This is a genomic window from Duganella sp. CT11-25 (genome assembly GCF_047302815.1).
In the GTDB taxonomy this organism is placed as follows: Bacteria; Pseudomonadota; Gammaproteobacteria; order Burkholderiales; family Burkholderiaceae_D; genus Rugamonas.
Genome location: NZ_JBKBFD010000001.1, coordinates 3,895,524 through 3,913,627, shown reverse-complemented (window position 1 = coordinate 3,913,627; position 18,104 = coordinate 3,895,524). Strand labels below are relative to the sequence as shown.

At 65.8% G+C, this 18,104-nt stretch carries 15 protein-coding genes; 12 read left to right on the top strand and 3 right to left on the bottom strand.

All coding sequences use genetic code 11. The annotated features are described in order from the left end of the window. Positions 1 to 285: 285 nt before the first annotated feature. Genes ACEN9F_RS16790 through ACEN9F_RS16750 form a run of 9 tightly spaced genes read left to right on the top strand, consistent with a single transcriptional unit; the run spans position 286 to position 10,721 of the window. The gene (locus ACEN9F_RS16790; RefSeq protein ID WP_413421464.1) at positions 286 to 1,362 is read left to right on the top strand and encodes a pilus assembly protein PilM; all 1,077 of its coding nucleotides are present in this window, start codon (positions 286 to 288) and stop codon (positions 1,360 to 1,362) included. Further along, positions 1,362 to 2,030 (top strand): PilN domain-containing protein, encoded by a 669-nt coding sequence (locus ACEN9F_RS16785; RefSeq protein ID WP_413421462.1) that lies wholly within the window; start codon positions 1,362 to 1,364, stop codon positions 2,028 to 2,030. Before ACEN9F_RS16790 ends, ACEN9F_RS16785 begins: the two co-directional genes overlap by 1 nt. Beyond that, entirely contained in the window at positions 2,030 to 2,710 is a 681-nt protein-coding gene (locus ACEN9F_RS16780) for a type 4a pilus biogenesis protein PilO (protein ID WP_413421460.1), read from the top strand. Before ACEN9F_RS16785 ends, ACEN9F_RS16780 begins: the two co-directional genes overlap by 1 nt. Next, the gene (locus tag ACEN9F_RS16775) at positions 2,707 to 3,249 is read left to right on the top strand and encodes a pilus assembly protein PilP (RefSeq protein WP_413421458.1); all 543 of its coding nucleotides are present in this window, start codon (positions 2,707 to 2,709) and stop codon (positions 3,247 to 3,249) included. The genes ACEN9F_RS16780 and ACEN9F_RS16775 overlap by 4 nt, the downstream gene beginning before the upstream one ends. Then, positions 3,246 to 5,444: a type IV pilus secretin PilQ gene (gene pilQ, locus ACEN9F_RS16770; protein ID WP_413421456.1), complete on the top strand. Its 2,199-nt coding sequence runs from the start codon at positions 3,246 to 3,248 to the stop codon at positions 5,442 to 5,444. Before ACEN9F_RS16775 ends, pilQ begins: the two co-directional genes overlap by 4 nt. Before the next feature lie 45 nt (positions 5,445 to 5,489). Continuing rightward, positions 5,490 to 7,667, top strand: a complete 2,178-nt coding sequence (locus ACEN9F_RS16765) for a beta strand repeat-containing protein (protein WP_413421454.1) — start codon at positions 5,490 to 5,492, stop codon at positions 7,665 to 7,667. 11 nt (positions 7,668 to 7,678) lie between these two features. Then, positions 7,679 to 9,322, top strand: coding sequence for a bifunctional shikimate kinase/3-dehydroquinate synthase AroKB (aroKB, locus tag ACEN9F_RS16760; RefSeq protein ID WP_413421453.1), 1,644 nt, complete (start codon positions 7,679 to 7,681; stop codon positions 9,320 to 9,322). A 12-nt stretch (positions 9,323 to 9,334) separates the two neighbouring features. Beyond that, a complete protein-coding gene (locus ACEN9F_RS16755) occupies positions 9,335 to 10,471 on the top strand; it encodes a deoxyguanosinetriphosphate triphosphohydrolase (protein WP_413421452.1) in 1,137 nt (378 codons plus the stop codon). Positions 10,472 to 10,529: 58 nt separating this feature from the next. Beyond that, positions 10,530 to 10,721 (top strand): hypothetical protein, encoded by a 192-nt coding sequence (locus tag ACEN9F_RS16750; protein WP_413421450.1) that lies wholly within the window; start codon positions 10,530 to 10,532, stop codon positions 10,719 to 10,721. Between the two features lie 3 nt (positions 10,722 to 10,724). Here the strand turns inward: ACEN9F_RS16750 and mutY are convergent, their stop codons facing one another. Genes mutY through mutM form a run of 3 tightly spaced genes read right to left on the bottom strand, consistent with a single transcriptional unit; the run spans position 10,725 to position 14,643 of the window. Further along, positions 10,725 to 11,855, bottom strand: a complete 1,131-nt coding sequence (gene mutY / locus ACEN9F_RS16745) for an A/G-specific adenine glycosylase (RefSeq protein WP_413421448.1) — start codon at positions 11,853 to 11,855, stop codon at positions 10,725 to 10,727. Positions 11,856 to 11,866: 11 nt separating this feature from the next. Continuing rightward, positions 11,867 to 13,795: a dynamin family protein gene (locus ACEN9F_RS16740; RefSeq protein ID WP_413427090.1), complete on the bottom strand. Its 1,929-nt coding sequence runs from the start codon at positions 13,793 to 13,795 to the stop codon at positions 11,867 to 11,869. A 14-nt stretch (positions 13,796 to 13,809) separates the two neighbouring features. After that, on the bottom strand, positions 13,810 to 14,643 hold the full coding sequence (gene mutM, locus ACEN9F_RS16735) for a bifunctional DNA-formamidopyrimidine glycosylase/DNA-(apurinic or apyrimidinic site) lyase (RefSeq protein ID WP_413421446.1): 834 nt from the start codon (positions 14,641 to 14,643) through the stop codon (positions 13,810 to 13,812). Between the two features lie 136 nt (positions 14,644 to 14,779). Between mutM and ACEN9F_RS16730 the strand changes: the two genes are divergently transcribed. From ACEN9F_RS16730 to ispE, 3 genes are read left to right on the top strand one after another with little or no spacing between them, the layout of a single operon-like run. Beyond that, complete coding sequence (locus ACEN9F_RS16730; RefSeq protein WP_413421444.1) at positions 14,780 to 16,567, top strand: tetratricopeptide repeat protein; 1,788 nt, start codon at positions 14,780 to 14,782, stop codon at positions 16,565 to 16,567. Then, entirely contained in the window at positions 16,564 to 17,175 is a 612-nt protein-coding gene (locus tag ACEN9F_RS16725; RefSeq protein WP_413421442.1) for an outer membrane lipoprotein LolB, read from the top strand. The genes ACEN9F_RS16730 and ACEN9F_RS16725 overlap by 4 nt, the downstream gene beginning before the upstream one ends. 10 nt (positions 17,176 to 17,185) lie before the next feature. Next, complete coding sequence (ispE, locus tag ACEN9F_RS16720; RefSeq protein WP_413421440.1) at positions 17,186 to 18,076, top strand: 4-(cytidine 5'-diphospho)-2-C-methyl-D-erythritol kinase; 891 nt, start codon at positions 17,186 to 17,188, stop codon at positions 18,074 to 18,076. Positions 18,077 to 18,104 lie beyond the last annotated feature (28 nt).

The following is an 18,104-nucleotide window of genomic DNA, read 5'->3' as shown; positions in this document are numbered from 1 at the left end:
CCATGGCGCGCCGTGCCATATGACAAAAATATTACATGCTAGCAACAAAGCAACTGAGTTGTTTTTGCTGCCATAAGAGCAAAAATAAGTGTGGTGAAACCCTCACACTGCATTAATCGTGCACAGTAGAAATACCTTTACACTTATATAGGCAAGATTTAATGTACGGTCTTACATAAGCAGTCTAAACGCTGGTTTTCAAACGAGTTCCCATATGCAAACAGGTCGGATGGTTGTTCGGAAGCACTGTGGTGCGGGCGTCAGCCGTGGCGCCGGGGGGCACGCATGATCGATATCAAGTCCCTGTTCGGGCAGGGCAATCCGCCGCTGGTGGGGATCGATATCAGCACCTCCAGCGTGCGGCTGGTCGAGCTGGCGCAGGGCGCCAAGGGCGAGATCCGGCTGGAGCGCTATGCCGCCGAGCCGTTGCCGCGCAACGCCGTCACCGACGGCAACATCGAAAACATGGAGCAGGTGGTCGAAGTGGTGCGCCGGGTCTGGAAGAAAAGCGGCACCCGCGCCAAGCACGCGGCGCTGGGCATGCCGCCGGCCTCGGTCATCACCAAGAAAATCATCCTGCCGGCCGGGCTGTCGGAAGACCAGCTCGAAGTGCAGGTCGAATCCGAGGCCAGCCAGTACATCCCGTTCGCGCTCGACGAGGTCAGCCTGGACTTCGACGTCATCGGCCCGGCCGCCAACTCGGCCGAGGATATCGAAGTCATGCTGGCCGCCTCGCGCCGCGAAAAGGTCGAGGACCGGGTGGCGATCGCCGAAGCGTCCGGCCTCAAGGCCACCGTGATGGACATCGAATCCTATGCCGCGCGCGCCGCGCTGGACCGCGTCACGGCGCAGCTGCCGGAAGCCGGCGCCGGCCAGATCGTCGCGCTGTTCCAGATCGGCGCCCAGGTCACCCATATCTCGGTGATGCTGGACGGCGTCACCGTCTACGAGCGCGAGCAGCCGTTCGGCGGCAACGCGCTGACCCAGGACATCGTGCGCTCCTACGGCCTGGCCTTCGACGAGGCCGAGGCGCGCAAGAAGACCGGCGACCTGCCGGACAACTACAACGCCGACCTGCTGATGCCCTTCCTTGAAAGCGCCGCGCTGGAAGTCACGCGCGCGATCCAGTTCTTCTACACCTCCACCCCCTACACCCGGGTCGACCAGCTGTTCCTGGCCGGCGGCTGCGCGCTGATCCCCGGCCTGCTGGAGCTGGTGGCCAGCCGCACCAAGATTTCCAGCGCCGTCATCTCGCCGTTCAAGGGCATGCAGCTGGGCCCGGCGGTGCGCGAATCGCAGTTGCGGCTCGACGCCCCGGCCTACCTGGTCGCCTGCGGCCTGGCCCTGCGGAGGTTCGGCTGATGATACGGATTAACCTGCTGCCGCACCGCGAGGAAAAACGCAAGCAAAAGAAGGCCGCCTTCTTCGCGCTGCTGGCGCTGGGCGGCATCATCGGCGTCGGCATCGTGCTGCTGGTGGGCGGCTACAACGCCCGCGCCATTTCGATCCAGGAGCAACGCAACGCGGTGCTGAAGGGCGCGATCACCGTGCTCGACACGAAGATCGCCGAGATCGCCACGCTGAAGCAGGAAATCGAAGCGCTGAAGGCGCGCCAGCAGGCGGTCGAGGACTTGCAGGGCGACCGCAACCAGCCGGTCTACCTGATGGACGAGCTGGTCAAGCAGACCCCGCCCGGCGTCTACCTCAAGGGCTTCAAGCAGGAGGGGCAGAAGGTCACGGTCAACGGCTACGCGCAATCGCAGGAGCGGGTCTCCGAATTCCTGCGCAACCTGGCCGGCGTCTCGCCGTGGCTGGAGCGTCCCGACCTGATCGAGGTCAAGTCCACCGGCCTGGGCCAGGGCAAGACCGCCAAGAAGGTGGTCGAGTTCAACCTGGTGGTGAATATCAAGCGTCCGCGTGACAAGGATGTGCCCGCCGGTGGCGCCAAGGGAGCGCCCGGCAAGCCCGCCGCCACCGTGGCGGCCACGGCGGCCGGCGCCGCGCCCGTCCATGCGCAGGAGGGCACGTAATGGCCAACGTCAACATCAACCTGAACCAGCTCGGCGCCGAGCTGGCCGACCAGTTCCGCGGCCTCAGCGGCCGCCATCCCGGCCAGTGGCCGGTGGCGCCGCGCGTGCTGTGCGCGGTCGGCGTGGCGGCGGCGGTGTGCGTGGCCGGCTACTTCGGCTACTGGAGCTCGCAGTTCGAGGAGCAGGAGGCCGGCGCCCAGCTGGAAACCAAGCTGCGCGGCGAATACGAGGTCAAGACCGCGCAGGCGGTCAACCTGGAAGCGCTGCGCGCGCAGAAAGTGCAGGTCGACCAGTATGTCGACCGCCTGCAGAAGCAGTTGCCGAGCAAGGCCGAGATGGCCGCGCTGCTGACCGACATCAACCAGGCCGGTTCCGGGCGCGGCCTGCAGTTCGAGCTGTTCAAGCCGGCCCAGGTGGTGGTCAAGGATTACTACGCCGAGCTGCCGATCGACATCAAGGTCACCGGCAGCTACCACGACATCGGCGCCTTCGCCGGCGACATGGCCAACCTGCCGCGCATCGTCACCCTCAACAACATGACGCTCAGCACCGGCAAGGATGGCGGGCTGACGCTGGACGCGGTGGCCAAGACCTTCCGCTACCTGGACCCGGACGAGGTCGCCGCCCAGCGCAAGGCCGAGGCCGACAAGAAGAAGAAAAAAGCGGGGAACAAATCATGAGGACGCTGATCGCCGGACTGGCGGCCGCGCTGCTGCTGCCGTTGCTGGCCGGCTGCGGCGACAGCAACGTACAGGAGGTGCGCACCTGGATGAAGCAGGTCGACGCGCAGGCCAAGGTGGCGGTGCCGCCGCTGGCCGAGCCCAAGACCTTCATCCCGTTCGCCTACCAGCAGAAGGACGAGCTGGACCCGTTCAACCCCAACAAGCTGCTGGCCGAGCTGGCCAAGGCCGCCAAGAGCGGCGGCGGCCTCAAGCCCGACACCGAGCGCCGCAAGGAGCTGCTGGAGAGCTATCCGCTCGACACCGTGAAAATGGTCGGCACCATCGAGAAGCGGGGCGTGATCCACGCCGTGCTGCAGATCGACCGCTCGGTGCACCAGGTGGTGGTCGGCCAGCACGTGGGCCAGAACTACGGCCTGATCACCGGCATCAACGAGAGCGCCGTCAACATCAAGGAAATCGTACAGGATGCGACCGGCGATTGGGTCGAACGCATGTCGAAGTTGGAACTGCAGGAAAGCAAGGAGAATACCAAATGACCGCTCATATCACGGCTCGGCGCGCCTTGGCCGCCGCCACTTGGGCGCCTGTGCTGGCCTTGGCGCTGGCCTTGCAGTTGGCCCTGCCGGCCCATGCGCAGACCGCCGCCCCGGCCGCGGCCAGCGCCGGCAACGCCATCGAATCGATCACCGCCAACCAGCAGGGCGCCAACGTCATCGTCAAGATCGCGCTGAAAAACCCGCCGGCGCAGATGCCGATCGGCTTCGCCATCACCAATCCGCCGCGCGTCGCGCTGGACTTCGGCGCCACCGTCAACGCCACCGGCAAGAACACGCTGGACTTCAACGTGGGCGAGCTGCGCGGGGTCAACGTGGTGCAGGCCGGCGAGCGCTCGCGCCTGGTGTTCAACCTGAAACGCACGCTGAACTACGCCACCGCCATCGACGGCAACGCGGTGATCCTGACCATCGACGGCTCCGGCGGCCTGGCCACGGCGGTCGACGCCAGCGGCTTGCCGAGCGCCGCCGCCAAGGCCGCCGCCGCCGCGCCCGCCACGCGCCAGCTGCTGCGCGACATGGACTTCCGACGCGGCGCCAACGGCGAAGGCCGGATCGTGGTCGACCTGCCCAACAACCAGGTGGCGGTCGACGTGCGCCAGACGCCGACCGGCGTGGTGGTCGACTTCATCAAGACCGGCCTGCCGGAAACGCTGCGGCGCCGGCTCGACGTCGGCGACTTCGGCACGCCGGTGGCGCTGATCACCACCGTGCCGCAGGGCGACAACACGCGCATGACCATCGAGGCGCGCGGCCTGTGGGAACAGACCGTGTACCAGAGCGACACGCAGCTGGTGGTCGACGTCAAGCCGATCAAGGAAGACCCGAACAAGCTGACCCAGGGCTCGCAGGGCTACCGCGGCGAGAAGCTGTCGTTCAACTTCCAGAACGTCGAGGTGCGCGCGGCGCTGCAGGCGATCGCCGACATCTCCGGCCTGAACATCATCACCAGCGACAGCGTCAGCGGCAACCTGACCTTGCGCCTGAAGGAGGTACCGTGGGACCAGGCGCTGGACGTGGTGCTGCAGGCCAAGGGCCTGGACATGCGCAAGAACGGCAGCGTGCTGTGGATCGCGCCGAAAGAGGAATTGCTGACCAAGGAAAAGCTGGAGCTGGAACAGCGCGCCCAGATCGCCGACCTCGAGCCGCTGAAGTCCGAGATCTTCCAGCTGAACTACCAGAAGGCCGAGGCGTTTAAAACCGTGTTCGGCCTGGAGGGCGGCGACGCCAAGAACCGCATCCTGTCCAAGCGCGGCAGCGCCATCATCGAGCCGCGCACCAACCAGCTGTTCGTCACCGACATCGCCTCCAAGCTGGAGGACGTGCGGCGCCTGATCGCCAAGACCGACATCGCCACCAAGCAGGTGCTGATCGAGGCCCGCATCGTCGAGGCCAGCGACACCTTCACCCGCAACCTGGGGGCCAAGCTCGGCTTTGCCGACATGCGCACCATCCGCGGCGGCGATTCCGGCTACCAGATCGGCAGCAGCAACACCCGGGTGGCGATCGGCGGCAACCTGACCGGCGTCGGCCAGACCACCGGCCAGGTCGCCGTCACCGACGGCAGCTTCAACAACACCCAGTTCATCAACCTGCCGGCCGCGGCCATCAACGGCGCCGACGCCGGCTCGCTGGCCGTCAGCCTGTTCTCGTCGGCCGCCAACCGCTTCCTCAACCTGGAGCTGTCGGCGCTGGAGGCGGACGGCACCGGCAAGATCATCTCCAGCCCGCGCGTGATCACCGCCGACAAGGCCATCGCGCTGATCGAGCAGGGCATCGAACTGCCTTACCAGGTGGCCACCAGCAGCGGCGCCACCTCGATCCAGTTCCGCAAGGCCAACCTGCGGCTGGAAGTGACGCCGCAGATCACGCCGGACGGCAACGTCGTCATCGACGTCGACGTCAACAAGGACAGCGTCGGCCAGGAAACCCGCGCCGGCTTCGCCATCGACACCAAGCACGTCAAGACCCAGGTCATGGTCGAGAACGGCGGCACCGTGGTGCTGGGCGGCATCTACCAGCAGACCGAACGCAACACCACCACCAAGGTGCCGCTGCTGGGCGACGTGCCGCTGCTGGGCTATCTGTTCCGCAGCAACAGCCGCACCAACGACAAGACCGAACTGCTGGTGTTCATCACGCCGAAGATCGTCGCCGAACGCCTGTCCACGCGGTAAGCCGCTTCAATCTGATTAATTATTTGTTCAATGGGAAATAGCGTCATGAAAAAAATCACAGGATGGCTGGCGGCACTGGCTAGTGCCGGCTTGCTGGCCGCTTGCGGCGGCGGCGGTGGTTCGCCCGGCAGCAACAGCAACGGCGTGGCGCCGTCGAAGGTGGCCAGCGTCACGGTGCAGTCCAGCGCCCCGACCATCGCCTCGTCCGGCCTGACCGGCACCGAAGTGACGCTGACGGCGATCGTCAAGGATGCCGGCGGCAACGCGCTGTCCGGCGAGACCGTCAGTTTCACGGTCAGCTCCGGCACCGTCTCCAGCAACAACCGCATTTCCGATGCCTCCGGCCAGGTGGTGGAAAAGCTCAGCGTCACGGGCGACTCCTCGCTGCGCACCATCACCATCACCGCCAAGAGCGGTTCGGCGACCTCGGCGGCGATCACGGTGCAGGTGGTCAACGCCGTGCCGACGCTGTCGCTGACCACCGACAACGGCACGCTGGCCTCGGCCGGCACCGCCGGCAATGAAGTGACCGTGCGGGCGCTGGTGCGCGACGCCAACAACACCGTCATGCCGGGCGTGACCGTGGACCTGAAGTCCGACTCCGGCAGCCTGTCGCTGACCAGCCGCGTCACCGACGCCCAGGGCATCGTGACGGAAAAACTCGGCACCGGCGGCGACGCCACCACCCGCGCGATCAAGATCACCGCCACCGTGCCGGGCGCGGCGCCGGCCACCGCCATCGTCAACGTCTCGGGCAACAAGCTGACCATCAACGCGGCGCCGACCATCAACGTCGGTTCCAGCGCCGACGTCACCGTCAAGCTGGTCGATTCGGCCGGCAATGCGCTGAGCGGCAAGGCGGTGACCTACACCTCCAACGCCAATACGCTCAGCGTCAAGGGCGGCGGCTCGGCGCTCACCAACGCGGCCGGCCAGCTGATCCTCAGCTACGCGGCCAGCGGCGGCAGCTCCGACGTGATCTCCGTCAAGTCGATGGGCGAACTGGCCTCGGCCAGCATCGCCATCAACTCCTCGTCCTTCGCGGTGCGCGTGCTGGACGCCGGCGGCAATGTCGCCACCTCGGCCGCCATCGGCGGCTGCCAGCAAGTGTCGATCACCGGCGCGCCGGGCGCCAGCGTCACCGTCAGCAGCTCGCGCGGCACCATCTACACCGACGCCGGCTGCACGTCGGTGCTGGGCGGACCGCTGGTCGTGAGCGGCGGCGCCGCCAACGCCTACGTCAACGCCACCGGCCCCGGCGTGGCCACGCTGACGGCCAACGCCGGCGGCCTGACCACCCAGACCGACCTGGAATTCATCGCGCCGGTGACCGCGCTGTCGACCATCACCGTGCAGGCCGATCCGGCCGTGGTCGGCGTCAACATCAGCGGCAGCACCAGCCAGCAGGCGACGCTGCGCGCCATCGTGCGCGACGGCACGGCGCAGAACAACCTGGTCAAGAACGCCACCGTGGCCTTCTCCATCCTGTCCGACCCGAGCGGCGGTTCGCTGACCCAGCCGGCGGTGGTGACCACCGGCGCCGACGGCACCGCCACCACCAGCTTCATCGCCGGCACCACCGCCTCGGCGCTGAACGGCGTGCAGATCCAGGCCCGCCTGGTCGGCGGCTCCAACGCCACCGCCGTGGCGCGCCTGACGGTGGCGCAGAAATCGCTGTTCATCAGCGCCGGCACCGGCAACACCGTCGGCGTGCCGACCACCGCCACCTACCGGATGGATTACGCGGTCATCGTGACCGACGCCGCCGGCAACGCCGTGCCGGGCGTCAAGCTGACGGCCTCGGTGCTGCCGGCCAGCTACTACAAGGGCTCGCTGGGCTTCGCCGCGCCGTCCGGCCCGTGGCAGCCGGTCACCCGCACCGCCTGCGCCAACGAGGACGTCAACAACAACGGCATCCTGGACGCCGGCGAGGATATCAACACCAACGGCACGCTGGAGCCGGGCATCCCGGTGACGGTCACGCCGAGCGTCACCACCGACGCCAGCGGCCAGGCCAGCGTCTCGCTGACCTACCCGCGCGACCGCGTGTATTGGCTGGATGTCAACCTGACGATCCGCGGCCAGGCCAGCGGCAGCGAGTCGACCTACACCTCTCTGGTACACTTGCTGGGATTGAGCACAGACTACGCCTCCCTGACCCTCACCCCGCCGGGTGTGAACAGTCCATACGGGGTGGCGACGTCGTGCAGTAACCCGCTATAGTTGGATCGTGCATGCAAAATGTGTTTCTAGTCGGCCTGATGGGGGCAGGGAAAACCACCATCGGCCGCATCCTGGCCCGCAAGCTTGGGCTCAGGTTCATTGATTCCGACCACGAGATCGAGGCCCGCACCGGCGCCTCCATCCCGTGGATCTTTGAAATTGAAGGCGAACCGAGCTTTCGCCGGCGGGAAGCCGATGTCATCCGCGAGCTGACCGGCCAGGAAGGCCTGGTGCTGGCCACCGGCGGCGGCGCCATCCTCAATCCGGACAACCGCGCCTATCTGCAGGCGCGCGGCACCGTCATCTATCTGCGCGCCAGCGTGCACAGCATCCTGCAGCGCACCGCGCACGACAAGAACCGGCCGCTGCTGCAAACGGCCGATCCGCGCAAGAAACTCGAAGAATTGATGGCGATCCGTGATCCTTTGTACATGGAAATTGCCGATGTAGTAATCGATACCGGCCGACCTAACGTACAATCGATGGTCCAAACCATCATGACCCAGCTGGAAACGATGGCCTGCGAGGCCTCGCCCCACTGCGTCACTCACGCCGAACCATCGATGAACGAACAATCCACCATCCTGTTAAATGTAGAGCTGGGCGAGCGCAGCTACCCGATTTCGATCGGCCCGTCGCTGCTGAACGACGCCGCGCTGCTGGCGCGCCACGTCAACGGCGGCAAGGTCGCCATCGTCACCAACACCACCATCGCCCCGCTGTACCTGGAGCGCATCGAGGCCGGCCTGCGCAGCGCCGGCAAGCAAGTCATGTCGGTGATCCTGCCGGACGGCGAAGAATTCAAGAACTGGTCCAGCCTGATGCGGATCTTCGACGCGCTGCTGGAGAACAAGGCCGACCGCAAGACCACGCTGATCGCGCTGGGCGGCGGCGTCATCGGCGACCTGACCGGCTACGCGGCCGCCAGCTATATGCGCGGCATCGATTTCATCCAGGTGCCGACCACCTTGCTGTCGCAGGTCGATTCCTCGGTGGGCGGCAAGACCGGCATCAACCATCCGCTGGGCAAGAACATGATCGGCGCGTTCTACCAGCCGCGCGCGGTGATCGCCGACACCGCGACCCTGGAAACCCTGCCGGCGCGCGAGCTGTCGGCCGGCCTGGCCGAAGTGATCAAGCACGGCGCCATCATCGACGCCGCCTTCTTCGACTGGATCGAGGCCAACATCGGCAAGCTGATGGCGCGCGACAAGGGCGCGCTGGCCTACGCCATCGCCCGTTCCTGCGAGATCAAGTCCGACGTGGTGCGCCAGGATGAACGCGAAGGCGGCCTGCGCGCGATCCTGAATTTCGGCCACACCTTCGGCCACGCCATCGAAAACGGCCTGGGCTATGGCGAATGGCTGCACGGCGAAGCGGTCGGCTGCGGCATGGTGATGGCGGCCGATCTGTCGCAACGCATGGGCCTGGTCGACGAAGCCACGGTGGCGCGCGTGCGCGCGCTGGTGGCGGCGGCCGGCCTGCCGGTCAAGGCGCCGGACCTGGGCACCGCCCGCTGGCTGGAGCTGATGGAGGTCGACAAGAAGAACGAGGGCGGCGCCATCAAGTTCATCCTGCTCAAGCCGCTGGGCGCGCCGAGCATCACCAACGCGCCGCAGGAGCTGCTGCTGGCCACGCTGGCGGCCTGCGTCTAAGCGGAGCGCCACATGCTGCCCGACGCATTCCTCGCCCCTTACGCGGCCCATTCGGCGGGCGGCGTCGGCCGCCGTTTCGAGGAGACTGCGCACGCCTCGCGCAGCCAGTTCCAGCGCGACCGCGACCGCATCATCCATTCGTCGGCCTTCCGCCGGCTCGAATACAAGACCCAGGTGTTCCTGAACCACGAAGGCGACCTGTTCCGCACCCGGCTGACGCACAGCCTGGAGGTGGCGCAGGTCGGCCGCTCGCTGGCGCGCAACCTGCGCCTGAACGAAGACCTGGTCGAGGCGATCTCGCTGGCGCACGATCTCGGCCACACGCCGTTCGGCCACGTCGGCCAGGACGTGCTCAACGAATGCATGAAGGACCACGGCGGCTTCGAGCACAACCTGCAGAGCCTGCGCGTGGTCGACGAGCTGGAAGAGCACTACGGCGCCTACAACGGCCTGAACCTGATGTTCGAGACGCGCGAGGGCATCCTCAAGCACTGCTCGCTGAACAATGCCAAGCTGCTGGGGCCGGTCGCGGTGCGCTTCATCGACCGCACGCAGCCGTCGCTGGAGGCGCAGCTGACCAACCTGGCCGACGAGATCGCCTACAACAGCCACGATATCGACGACGGCCTGCGCTCGGGCCTGATCACCATCGAGCAGCTGGAGCAGGTGGAATTCTTCGCGCGGCTGTGGCGCGACGTGCAGCAGGCCTTCCCCGGCCTGTCGGGCCGCCGCGCGATTTATGAAACCCTGCGCCGCCTGATCACGGCGCTGGCCGACGACCTGATCGCCACCAGCAGCGCGCTGATCGCCGACGCCGCGCCGAACAGCCTGGACGACGTGCGCGCCGCGCCGCCGCTGATACGCTTCTCCGATCCGATGCGCAAGGATGCCACCGAGCTCAAGCGCTTCCTGCGCGAGAATCTCTACCGTCACTACAAGGTCAACCGCATGCGGGTCAAGGCCAGCCGCATCGTGCGCGAGCTGTACGCGGCCTTCATGGCCGAGCCGGTCTTGTTGCCGCCGGATTACCAGGACAAGTCGGGCGATGTGGGCAAGCAGGCGCGCAAGATCGCCGACTACATCGCCGGCATGACCGACCGCTACGCCATCCGCGAACACCGCCGCCTGTTTTCCCTCGACGAACTTTGAGCCGGCTCAATCGTGCAGCCTTGACGTCGGTGCTTGCTCGATCCAGGATTGCCAGATCATGGATAAAGACGCGCGAGTCGAGAGCTTGGAACGTGACGTGCTCACGCTTAAGTCAGAGCTGGCCGTTCTGCGAGCTAATTACGCCAGCAAGCAGGATCTTGCGCAGTCGGAAATCGCCACGACAAAATGGGTGGCCTTGGTCGTAGGGATCGTTTTCGTTGTCGCCATTATTGCTGGTTTCCCCAACTGACTTCTAAAACATCCGTTGCTGCGCGGCGCTGCTGTCGCCGACCAGTTCCAGCAGCAGCTTCTTGACCGGCGCGGGCAGGGCGGCGTCGGCCAGCCTGGCGGCGTCGTACCAGACGTGGCCGGATTCGGCGGCCAGCTGCAGCCGGCGCGCCAGGGTCACGCGGTACGGCGCGATGTGCAGCTTGTAGTGCGTGAACACATGCGTCACCGTCGACAGCCGCTCGTGCGACTCCATCTCGCCGAACCGGCCGACCGCCAGCATCAGCGCGTCGTCGTCCGCCGGCGGCACGTCGTCATCCCCGGCCGGCAGATGGCCGTCGAGTTCCGGCAGCGACAGCAAGCCGCCCCAGATCCCGCTTGGCGGCCTTTGTTCCAGCAGCACCTGGCCGCGATCGATAATCGCCAGCATCACCGCATGTTTTTCCGGCGACGTCTTCTTCGGCTTGCGCACCGGCAGGTCCTTGGTGCGGCTGGTGGCGAAGGCCACGCAGCGCGGCTGCATCGGGCAGCGCTCGCACGACGGGCTGCTGCGCGTGCACAGGGTGGCGCCCATGTCCATCAAGCCCTGCGTATAGGATTCGATGCCGGCCTCCGGCAGCAGCGCCTCCGCGCGGCGCCACATGGCTTCCTCGGTCTTCTTTTCGCCAGGGAAGGTATCGATGCCGAACACCCGCGCAAACACGCGCTTGACGTTGCCGTCCATGATGGCCGCGCGGGTGCCGCTGGAAAACGCCGAGATCGCCGCCGCCGTCGAGCGGCCGATGCCCGGCAAGTCCGCCAGCAGCACCGGATCGGACGGGAACACGCCGTCGTACTCGGCCACCACGCGCTGGGCGCACTTGTGCAGGTTGCGCGCGCGGGTGTAGTAGCCCAGGCCGCTCCACTGCGCCATCACATCCTCGACCGGGGCCGCCGCCAGGTCGCGCAGCGTCGGGAAGCGTTCCAGGAAGCGCGCGTAATAGCCCAATACCGCAGAGACTTGGGTCTGCTGCAGCATGATTTCCGACAGCCAGATCAGATACGCATCGCGGGTGTTTTGCCAAGGCAGCACATGGCGTCCATGCACTTTTTGCCAGCCGATCAGATCCGCCGAGAAACTGGGATCCGCAAAATTCTCTACTGCGACAACCTTCATTCTTTTCCTAACTAAGCCGCGGCGTCCAGCGCCACGAATTCCGCATTGATGGCGATGCTGATATTGCCCGCCAATTCGTTCAGACGCGCCTTCTGCGCCTCCAGCTGTTGCTGGCTGCTCTCGAACGCATCGATTTTCTGTTCCAGGCTGTCGGTCGCATCGTGGATGCGCTGGATCGACGCCAGCCGGTGTTTCAACTGATCCTTGTGCTGGCGGATCTGCGCCTCCAGCGGCGCCATGATGACCTTCAGCCAGGCCTCGGCATCGCTGTTGGCCGACTTGAAGCAGCCGCGCACGCGCGAGGCGATGGTATCGAAGAACTTCTCCATCAGCACCACGCGGCTGGTGGTGATCAGGGTCGCGGTGCCGAACTGCTTGTAGTAGATCGCCTCGATGGACGCGATCTCGTCGCGGTAGCGCTCCAGCGAGAACGGCATCGGCAAGGCCAGCGTCAGCCCGTGCTCGTTGGAGAAGCGGCGGTACATCACGCCCATCATCTCGCTGATCTCCAGCGTCTTGTGCTCGGACGCATCGAGGTTGGCGCGGATGCGCTCGAAGTAGCCGCGCACCGCTTCGCGCACGCCGGTGAAGAAGCGGCTGCGCTGCATTTCCTCGCGCACCAGTTCGATGTCGTCGCGCACGATGTCCATGCCCATGCTGGTGTACAGCTCGGTCGACAGGCGCGTGAACACCGCGCGCGTCGCCTGCAGCTTGAACAGGCTGGCGTCGAACTCTTTTTTCTCGACATCGATGCGGCGCATCATGTGGGTGATCACGCTCTGGTTTTTGCCGCGCAAGCTCTTCAGCTCGTGCAACTGCTCGACGATGCCGCGCACGCGCGCGTTCAGCATCGCCAGCTGCGCCGCGCTGACCGCCTGCAATTCCTCGCTCAACTGCTTGCGGACGATTTCCTTCTTGGCCGGGATCAGCTCGTCGAACAGCGCGCCTTCCAGCGCCTGCAGGCGGCTGCGCGCCAGCAGCGCCTCGTCGTTGGTGATCTTGCCGACCAGCGCCTTTTGCGCCGACACCGGAAACACCTGGCGCGGCTCCAGCGCCAGCACGTGCGCGACGCTGGCCTGCTGGCGTTCGATCTCCAGGTTGACCTCGGCCTCGCTGCGCAGCTCGTCCCACATGCTGTCGATCTTGTTCAGCACCACCAGCCGCCCGGCGCCGGCGCCGATGTGGTTGCGCCAGACCTCGATATCGCTCTTGGTCACGCCGGTGTCGGCGGCCAGGATGAACAGCACGGCGTGCGCGTTCGGGATCAGGTTCAGCGTCAGCTCCGGCTCGGTGCCGATGGCGTTCAGGCCCGGCGTATCGAGGATCACCAGGCCCTGCTTGAGCAGCGGATGCGGGAAGTTGATGATCGCATGGCGCCACAGCGAAATCTCGACCAGGCCGTGGTCGTCCAGCGTGACCGGCATGTCGGGGTCGTCCTCGTCGTACAGGCCGTAGCGCTTGGCTTCCTCGACCGGCACATGGCGCGTCAGGCTGACCTGCTTGAACACCTCGTGCATGTCGGCGCCGGCGTCCAGGTTCAGCGGCAGCACGGTCCATGCGCCGGGCTGGTCGCGGTAGTCGCTGGTGGACAGGTTCTCGGCCCGCGTCTCGATCGGCAGCAGCCGGATCGACGGCGCGAAGCTCGGGTCGTACAGCAGTTCGGTCGGGCACATGGTGGTGCGGCCGGCGGCGGACGGCAGGATGCGCTGGCCGTAGTCGGCAAAGAAGATCGCATTGATCAGCTCGGACTTGCCGCGCGAGAATTCGGCCACGAAGGCCACCGACAGCTTGTCGTCGGCCAGCCGCGCCAAGGTGCGGGCGATGCGCTGGTCGGTGGCGGCGTCGGCCAGCGAGGCGCCGGCCACCCAGGACTGGTAATTCTTCAGTGCCGTCACCACGCCTTGCCGCCATGCGCTGTATTGCTCGAAATCCCTGACCATCATGCTGGCTGTCCTTATTTTTGACAATTCACACAGTAGAATGTGGATCGCTGCCCCTGCTTGATCTGCCGTACCGGCGCCGCGCAAATGCGGCAGGGTACGCCAGCTCGATCATAGACGAAATACGTCTGCTGGAAATACCCTGACTGGCCGTTGACGCTAATAAAGTCGCGCAGGGTGCTGCCGCCCTGGACAATGGCCTCGGCCAGGATCTCGCGCACCGCCTGCGCCAGTTTCTCATAGCGCGCCAGGCTGATGCGCCTGGCGGGCGTTTTCGGGTTGATACCGGCCCGGAACAGGCTTTCCGATGCATAAATGTTACCGACGCCAACCACGATATCCCCGGCCAGCAGCACCTGCTTGACCGGCGCGCTGCGCGTCCTGGTCTGATCGTACAGCAATTTGCCGGTGAAGCCCGCTTCCAGCGGCTCGACGCCCAGGTCGCGCAGCAGCACGTGGTGCTCCAGCAGGCCGTCGGCGTCGTCGTGCCACAGCACGGCGCCGAAGCGGCGCGGATCCTTCATGCGCAGCACCTGGCGGCCTTCCGGCCCCTGCACTTCGAGATCAAAATGATCATGTTTTTCCGGCGCGATGCCGGGATCGAGCACCCGCAGGTGGCCGGACATGCCCAGGTGGATGATCAGCGTGCCGTGCTCGAAATGCAGCAGCAGGTATTTGCCCCGGCGGCCGGTGCGCACCACCAGCCGCCCCGCCAGCAGCTGCGGCAGCGCGGGCGGAAACGGCCAGCGCAAGCCCGCGCGGCGCAGCACCACGGCATGCACGGTGCGGCCTTCGATATGGGGCGCGACGCCGCGCCGGGTAACTTCGACTTCTGGTAATTCTGGCATCTGGATGGCTGGCTACGGAAATAATGGGGGAGCACGCCTGGCTGTAACGGAATATTTGGTTACACTAGTCAAAACACGCAATCGATGCGATGGGCGTAAAATCTGACCGTACCTTCCGACCTGCCAGGATCTCCCTTTGAAAAACGCTTTCGCCATTGTAACCCTCTCCGCCTTGCTGTCGGCGTGCGCCGTTGCTCCGCAAAAACAGGCCGGCTCGGCCCCTGCGCCGCAGCCGGCAACGCCGGCCGCCGACCCGGAGGCCGCGCTGGCGGTGGCCGAGACGCCGGCGACGCCCGAGGTGTTGCCGAATAATGAACTGACCGGCGATCTGCTGTTCCGCATCACCAAGGCTGAACTGGAATTCAAGCAGGGCCAGTGGCAGGGCGCCTACATCACCATGATGGCGCTGGCGCAGCAGACCCGCGACCCGCGCCTGGCGCGCCGCGCCGCCGAAATGGCGCTGACCGCCAAGCAGGGCTCGGAGGCGCTGTCGGCGATCCGCCTGTGGCGCAGCCTGGCGCCGGACTCGGACGAGGCCACCCAGTACTTCCTCGGCTTCGCCGTCGTCATGGACGACCTGACCGAGGCCGAACAGATTTTCGAGAAACGCCTGAAAGAGGCGCAGCCCGCCGTGCGCGGGCTGGCGATGATGCAGATGCAGCAGTTCCTGCTGCGCGCCAAGGACAAGCAAGCCGCCTTCAGGCTGGAAGAGCGCGTGCTGATGCCGTATGACGACATGCAGGAATCCCACCTGATCCTGGCGCAGGGCGCCTTTGCCTTGAACGACGTCGATCGCGCCCGCACCGAAGCGGCCAGGGCGCTGGCCATCAAGCCCGATTCGGAACTGGCGATCCTGACCACGGCGCAAGTCTCCGGCGACCTCGACGCCGCCATCAAGGTGCTGACCGGCTTCCTGGAGAAATACCCGAACGCCCGCGAAGTGCGCGCCGCCTATGCCCGCATCCTGGTCGACGCCAAGCAGTACGAGCCGGCCCGCCAGGAGTTCCTGACCCTGCTGAAGGACCAGCCGGACAACATCGCCACCCTGTACGCGCTGGGCGTGATGGCGATGCAGACCAACGACGTGCCGAACGCGGAAAAATACTTCACCCGTTTCGTCGTCGTGCTGGCCGACCATCCGAGCGACGACCGCGATCCGTCCAAGGTGCTGATGATACTGGCGCAGATCGCCGAGCAGCGCGGCGACGCCGACGCCGCCTACAACTGGCTGGAAAAGGTCGACGGCAGCGACGAAAAGATCTACCTGGCCGCGCGCATGAAGATGGCGACGCTGACCGCGCGCAAGGGCAATGTCGACGAGGCCCGCCGCCAGCTGGCCGAGCTCAAGCCGGCCGACCCCGCCGACCAGGCGCAGGTGTTCCAGGCCGACGCCCAGCTGCTGCGCGACGCCGGCGACCACCGCACCGCCTACGTGGTGCTGGAAAACGCCGTCAAGCGCTATCCCGACAATCCCGACCTGCTGTACGACTTCGCGCTGGTGGCCGAGAAGATGGGCCGGCTGGAGCTGATGGAAACCGCGCTGCGCCAGGTGATGATCGCCGCGCCCGACAACCAGCACGCCTACAACGCGCTGGGCTATTCGCTGGCCGAACGCAACGAGCGGCTGCCGGAAGCGTATTCGCTGATCGACAAGGCGATGAAGATGGCGCCGGGCGATCCCTTCATCATGGACAGCATGGGCTGGGTGCAGTTCCGCATGGGTAACCTGAAGGAGGCCGAAGCCTTCCTGCGCCGCGCCTACGCCTTGCGCAACGATCCTGAAATCGCCGTGCACCTGGGCGAAGTGCTGTTCGCCAAGGGCGACACCAGCGGCGCGCAAAAGATGTGGCAGGAAGCGCACAGCAAAGATCCGAAAAACGACGCGCTGAAGAGCACGCTGGCGCGCCTCAACCAAAGCCTATGATGCGAGTCCTCATCCTTGCCGCGGCGCTGTCCATCCTGGGCGGCTGCGCCACCACCACCTCCGCGCCGCGTTCCGGCGTCGCCGTCGCGCCTTACCGCGACAGCGTCGAACTGGCCGGCCGCATCGCCATCAACTACAGCCGCGACGGCAAGCAGGAATCGCTGAACGGCAAATTCACCTGGCAGCAAAGCAAGGCCAATACCGACGTCAGCCTGATCTCGCCGACCGGGCAGATCGTGGCGGTGATCAACGTCACGCCATCCTCGGCGACGCTGAGGCAAAGCGGCAAGGAGCCGCGCAGCGCGCCCGACCTCGACAGCCTGACCACGCAAACGCTGGGCTGGACGCTGCCGGTGTCCGGCCTGCGCGACTGGCTGCAAGGCTATGCGACGGCGCGCGACGGCAGCCGCTTCGTCGCCACGCCGGCCAACGACACCGTCATCACGCCCGACGGCTGGAAGCTCGATTACGTGTCGTGGCAAGAGCCGTTGCAAGGCAACGGCGCCGCCTATTCGCAGCCGAAACGCATCGACGCCACCCGCATCGCGCTGGGCCAGGCGGTCGACGACATGGCGATCCGCATCGTCATCGACCCCGTCGCGCAGTAAAATGCCGGCCATGACCGAATTGAAAACTGCGCTGAAAAACTGCCCGGCTCCGGCCAAGCTGAACCTATTCCTGCACGTGAACGGCCGCCGCGCCGACGGCTATCATTTGTTGCAGACCGTATTCCAGTTGATCGACCACGGCGACACGCTGCACTACACGCTGCGCGACGACAGCGCGCTGCGCCGCGTGACCGACTTGCCCGGCGTGCCGGAGGAGAGCGACCTGATCATCCGCGCCGCCAGGCTGCTGCAGGCCGAGGTGCTGCGCCGCAGCGGCGCGCTGCCGCGCGGCGTCGACATCGCGATCGACAAGGTGCTGCCGATGGGGGGCGGCGTCGGCGGCGGCTCGTCCGACGCGGCCACCACGCTGATGGTCTTGAACAAGCTGTGGAACGCCGGGCTGGACAAGGACGAGCTGATGGCGCTGGGCCTGCCGCTGGGCGCCGACATCCCGTTCTTTATCTTCGGCGAGACCGCCTTTGCCGAAGGGGTGGGTGAAGCGCTGCGGCCGGTGCGGGCGCCGGAGTGTTGGTATGTCGTCATCGAACCGGGCGTTGCCGTTCCGACAGCAGCAATTTTTTGCTCAGAACATTTGACAAGGGATACTCCGCCCGTCATAATAACGGACTTTTCCAGCTACCTCGAAAATCAAACTGGTTTGAAAGGGTACGGAAAGAACGATTTACAGCAAGTGGCAACGAGTTTGTTCCCGCCGGTAGCAGAGGCGATAGAATGGCTCAGTGCTCACGGTGATGCCAGGATGACTGGTTCCGGTGCTTGTGTATTTTGTGCGGTGGCAAACCAGGCTGAAGCCGACGCGGTGCTGAAACAAGTGCCTGCCAGGTGGACTGCATGGAAAGCCCAGGCGCTGACACGGCATCCACTCACTAAAATGTTGTAGACGGGTAAAAAAAGATTTGGCTTGGCGT

Excerpts from the sequence above, each read along its gene's own strand:
- ACEN9F_RS16790 (WP_413421464.1), top strand. The coding sequence starts at position 286 with ATGATCGATATCAAGTCCCTGTTCGGGCAGGGCAATCCGCCGCTGGTG.
- ACEN9F_RS16785 (WP_413421462.1), top strand. The coding sequence starts at position 1,362 with ATGATACGGATTAACCTGCTGCCGCACCGCGAGGAAAAACGCAAGCAA.
- ACEN9F_RS16780 (WP_413421460.1), top strand. The coding sequence starts at position 2,030 with ATGGCCAACGTCAACATCAACCTGAACCAGCTCGGCGCCGAGCTGGCC.
- ACEN9F_RS16775 (WP_413421458.1), top strand. The coding sequence starts at position 2,707 with ATGAGGACGCTGATCGCCGGACTGGCGGCCGCGCTGCTGCTGCCGTTG.
- pilQ (WP_413421456.1), top strand. The coding sequence starts at position 3,246 with ATGACCGCTCATATCACGGCTCGGCGCGCCTTGGCCGCCGCCACTTGG.
- ACEN9F_RS16765 (WP_413421454.1), top strand. The coding sequence starts at position 5,490 with ATGAAAAAAATCACAGGATGGCTGGCGGCACTGGCTAGTGCCGGCTTG.
- aroKB (WP_413421453.1), top strand. The coding sequence starts at position 7,679 with ATGCAAAATGTGTTTCTAGTCGGCCTGATGGGGGCAGGGAAAACCACC.
- ACEN9F_RS16755 (WP_413421452.1), top strand. The coding sequence starts at position 9,335 with ATGCTGCCCGACGCATTCCTCGCCCCTTACGCGGCCCATTCGGCGGGC.
- ACEN9F_RS16750 (WP_413421450.1), top strand. The coding sequence starts at position 10,530 with ATGGATAAAGACGCGCGAGTCGAGAGCTTGGAACGTGACGTGCTCACG.
- mutY (WP_413421448.1), bottom strand. The coding sequence starts at position 11,855 with ATGAAGGTTGTCGCAGTAGAGAATTTTGCGGATCCCAGTTTCTCGGCG.
- ACEN9F_RS16740 (WP_413427090.1), bottom strand. The coding sequence starts at position 13,795 with ATGGTCAGGGATTTCGAGCAATACAGCGCATGGCGGCAAGGCGTGGTG.
- mutM (WP_413421446.1), bottom strand. The coding sequence starts at position 14,643 with ATGCCAGAATTACCAGAAGTCGAAGTTACCCGGCGCGGCGTCGCGCCC.
- ACEN9F_RS16725 (WP_413421442.1), top strand. The coding sequence starts at position 16,564 with ATGATGCGAGTCCTCATCCTTGCCGCGGCGCTGTCCATCCTGGGCGGC.
- ispE (WP_413421440.1), top strand. The coding sequence starts at position 17,186 with ATGACCGAATTGAAAACTGCGCTGAAAAACTGCCCGGCTCCGGCCAAG.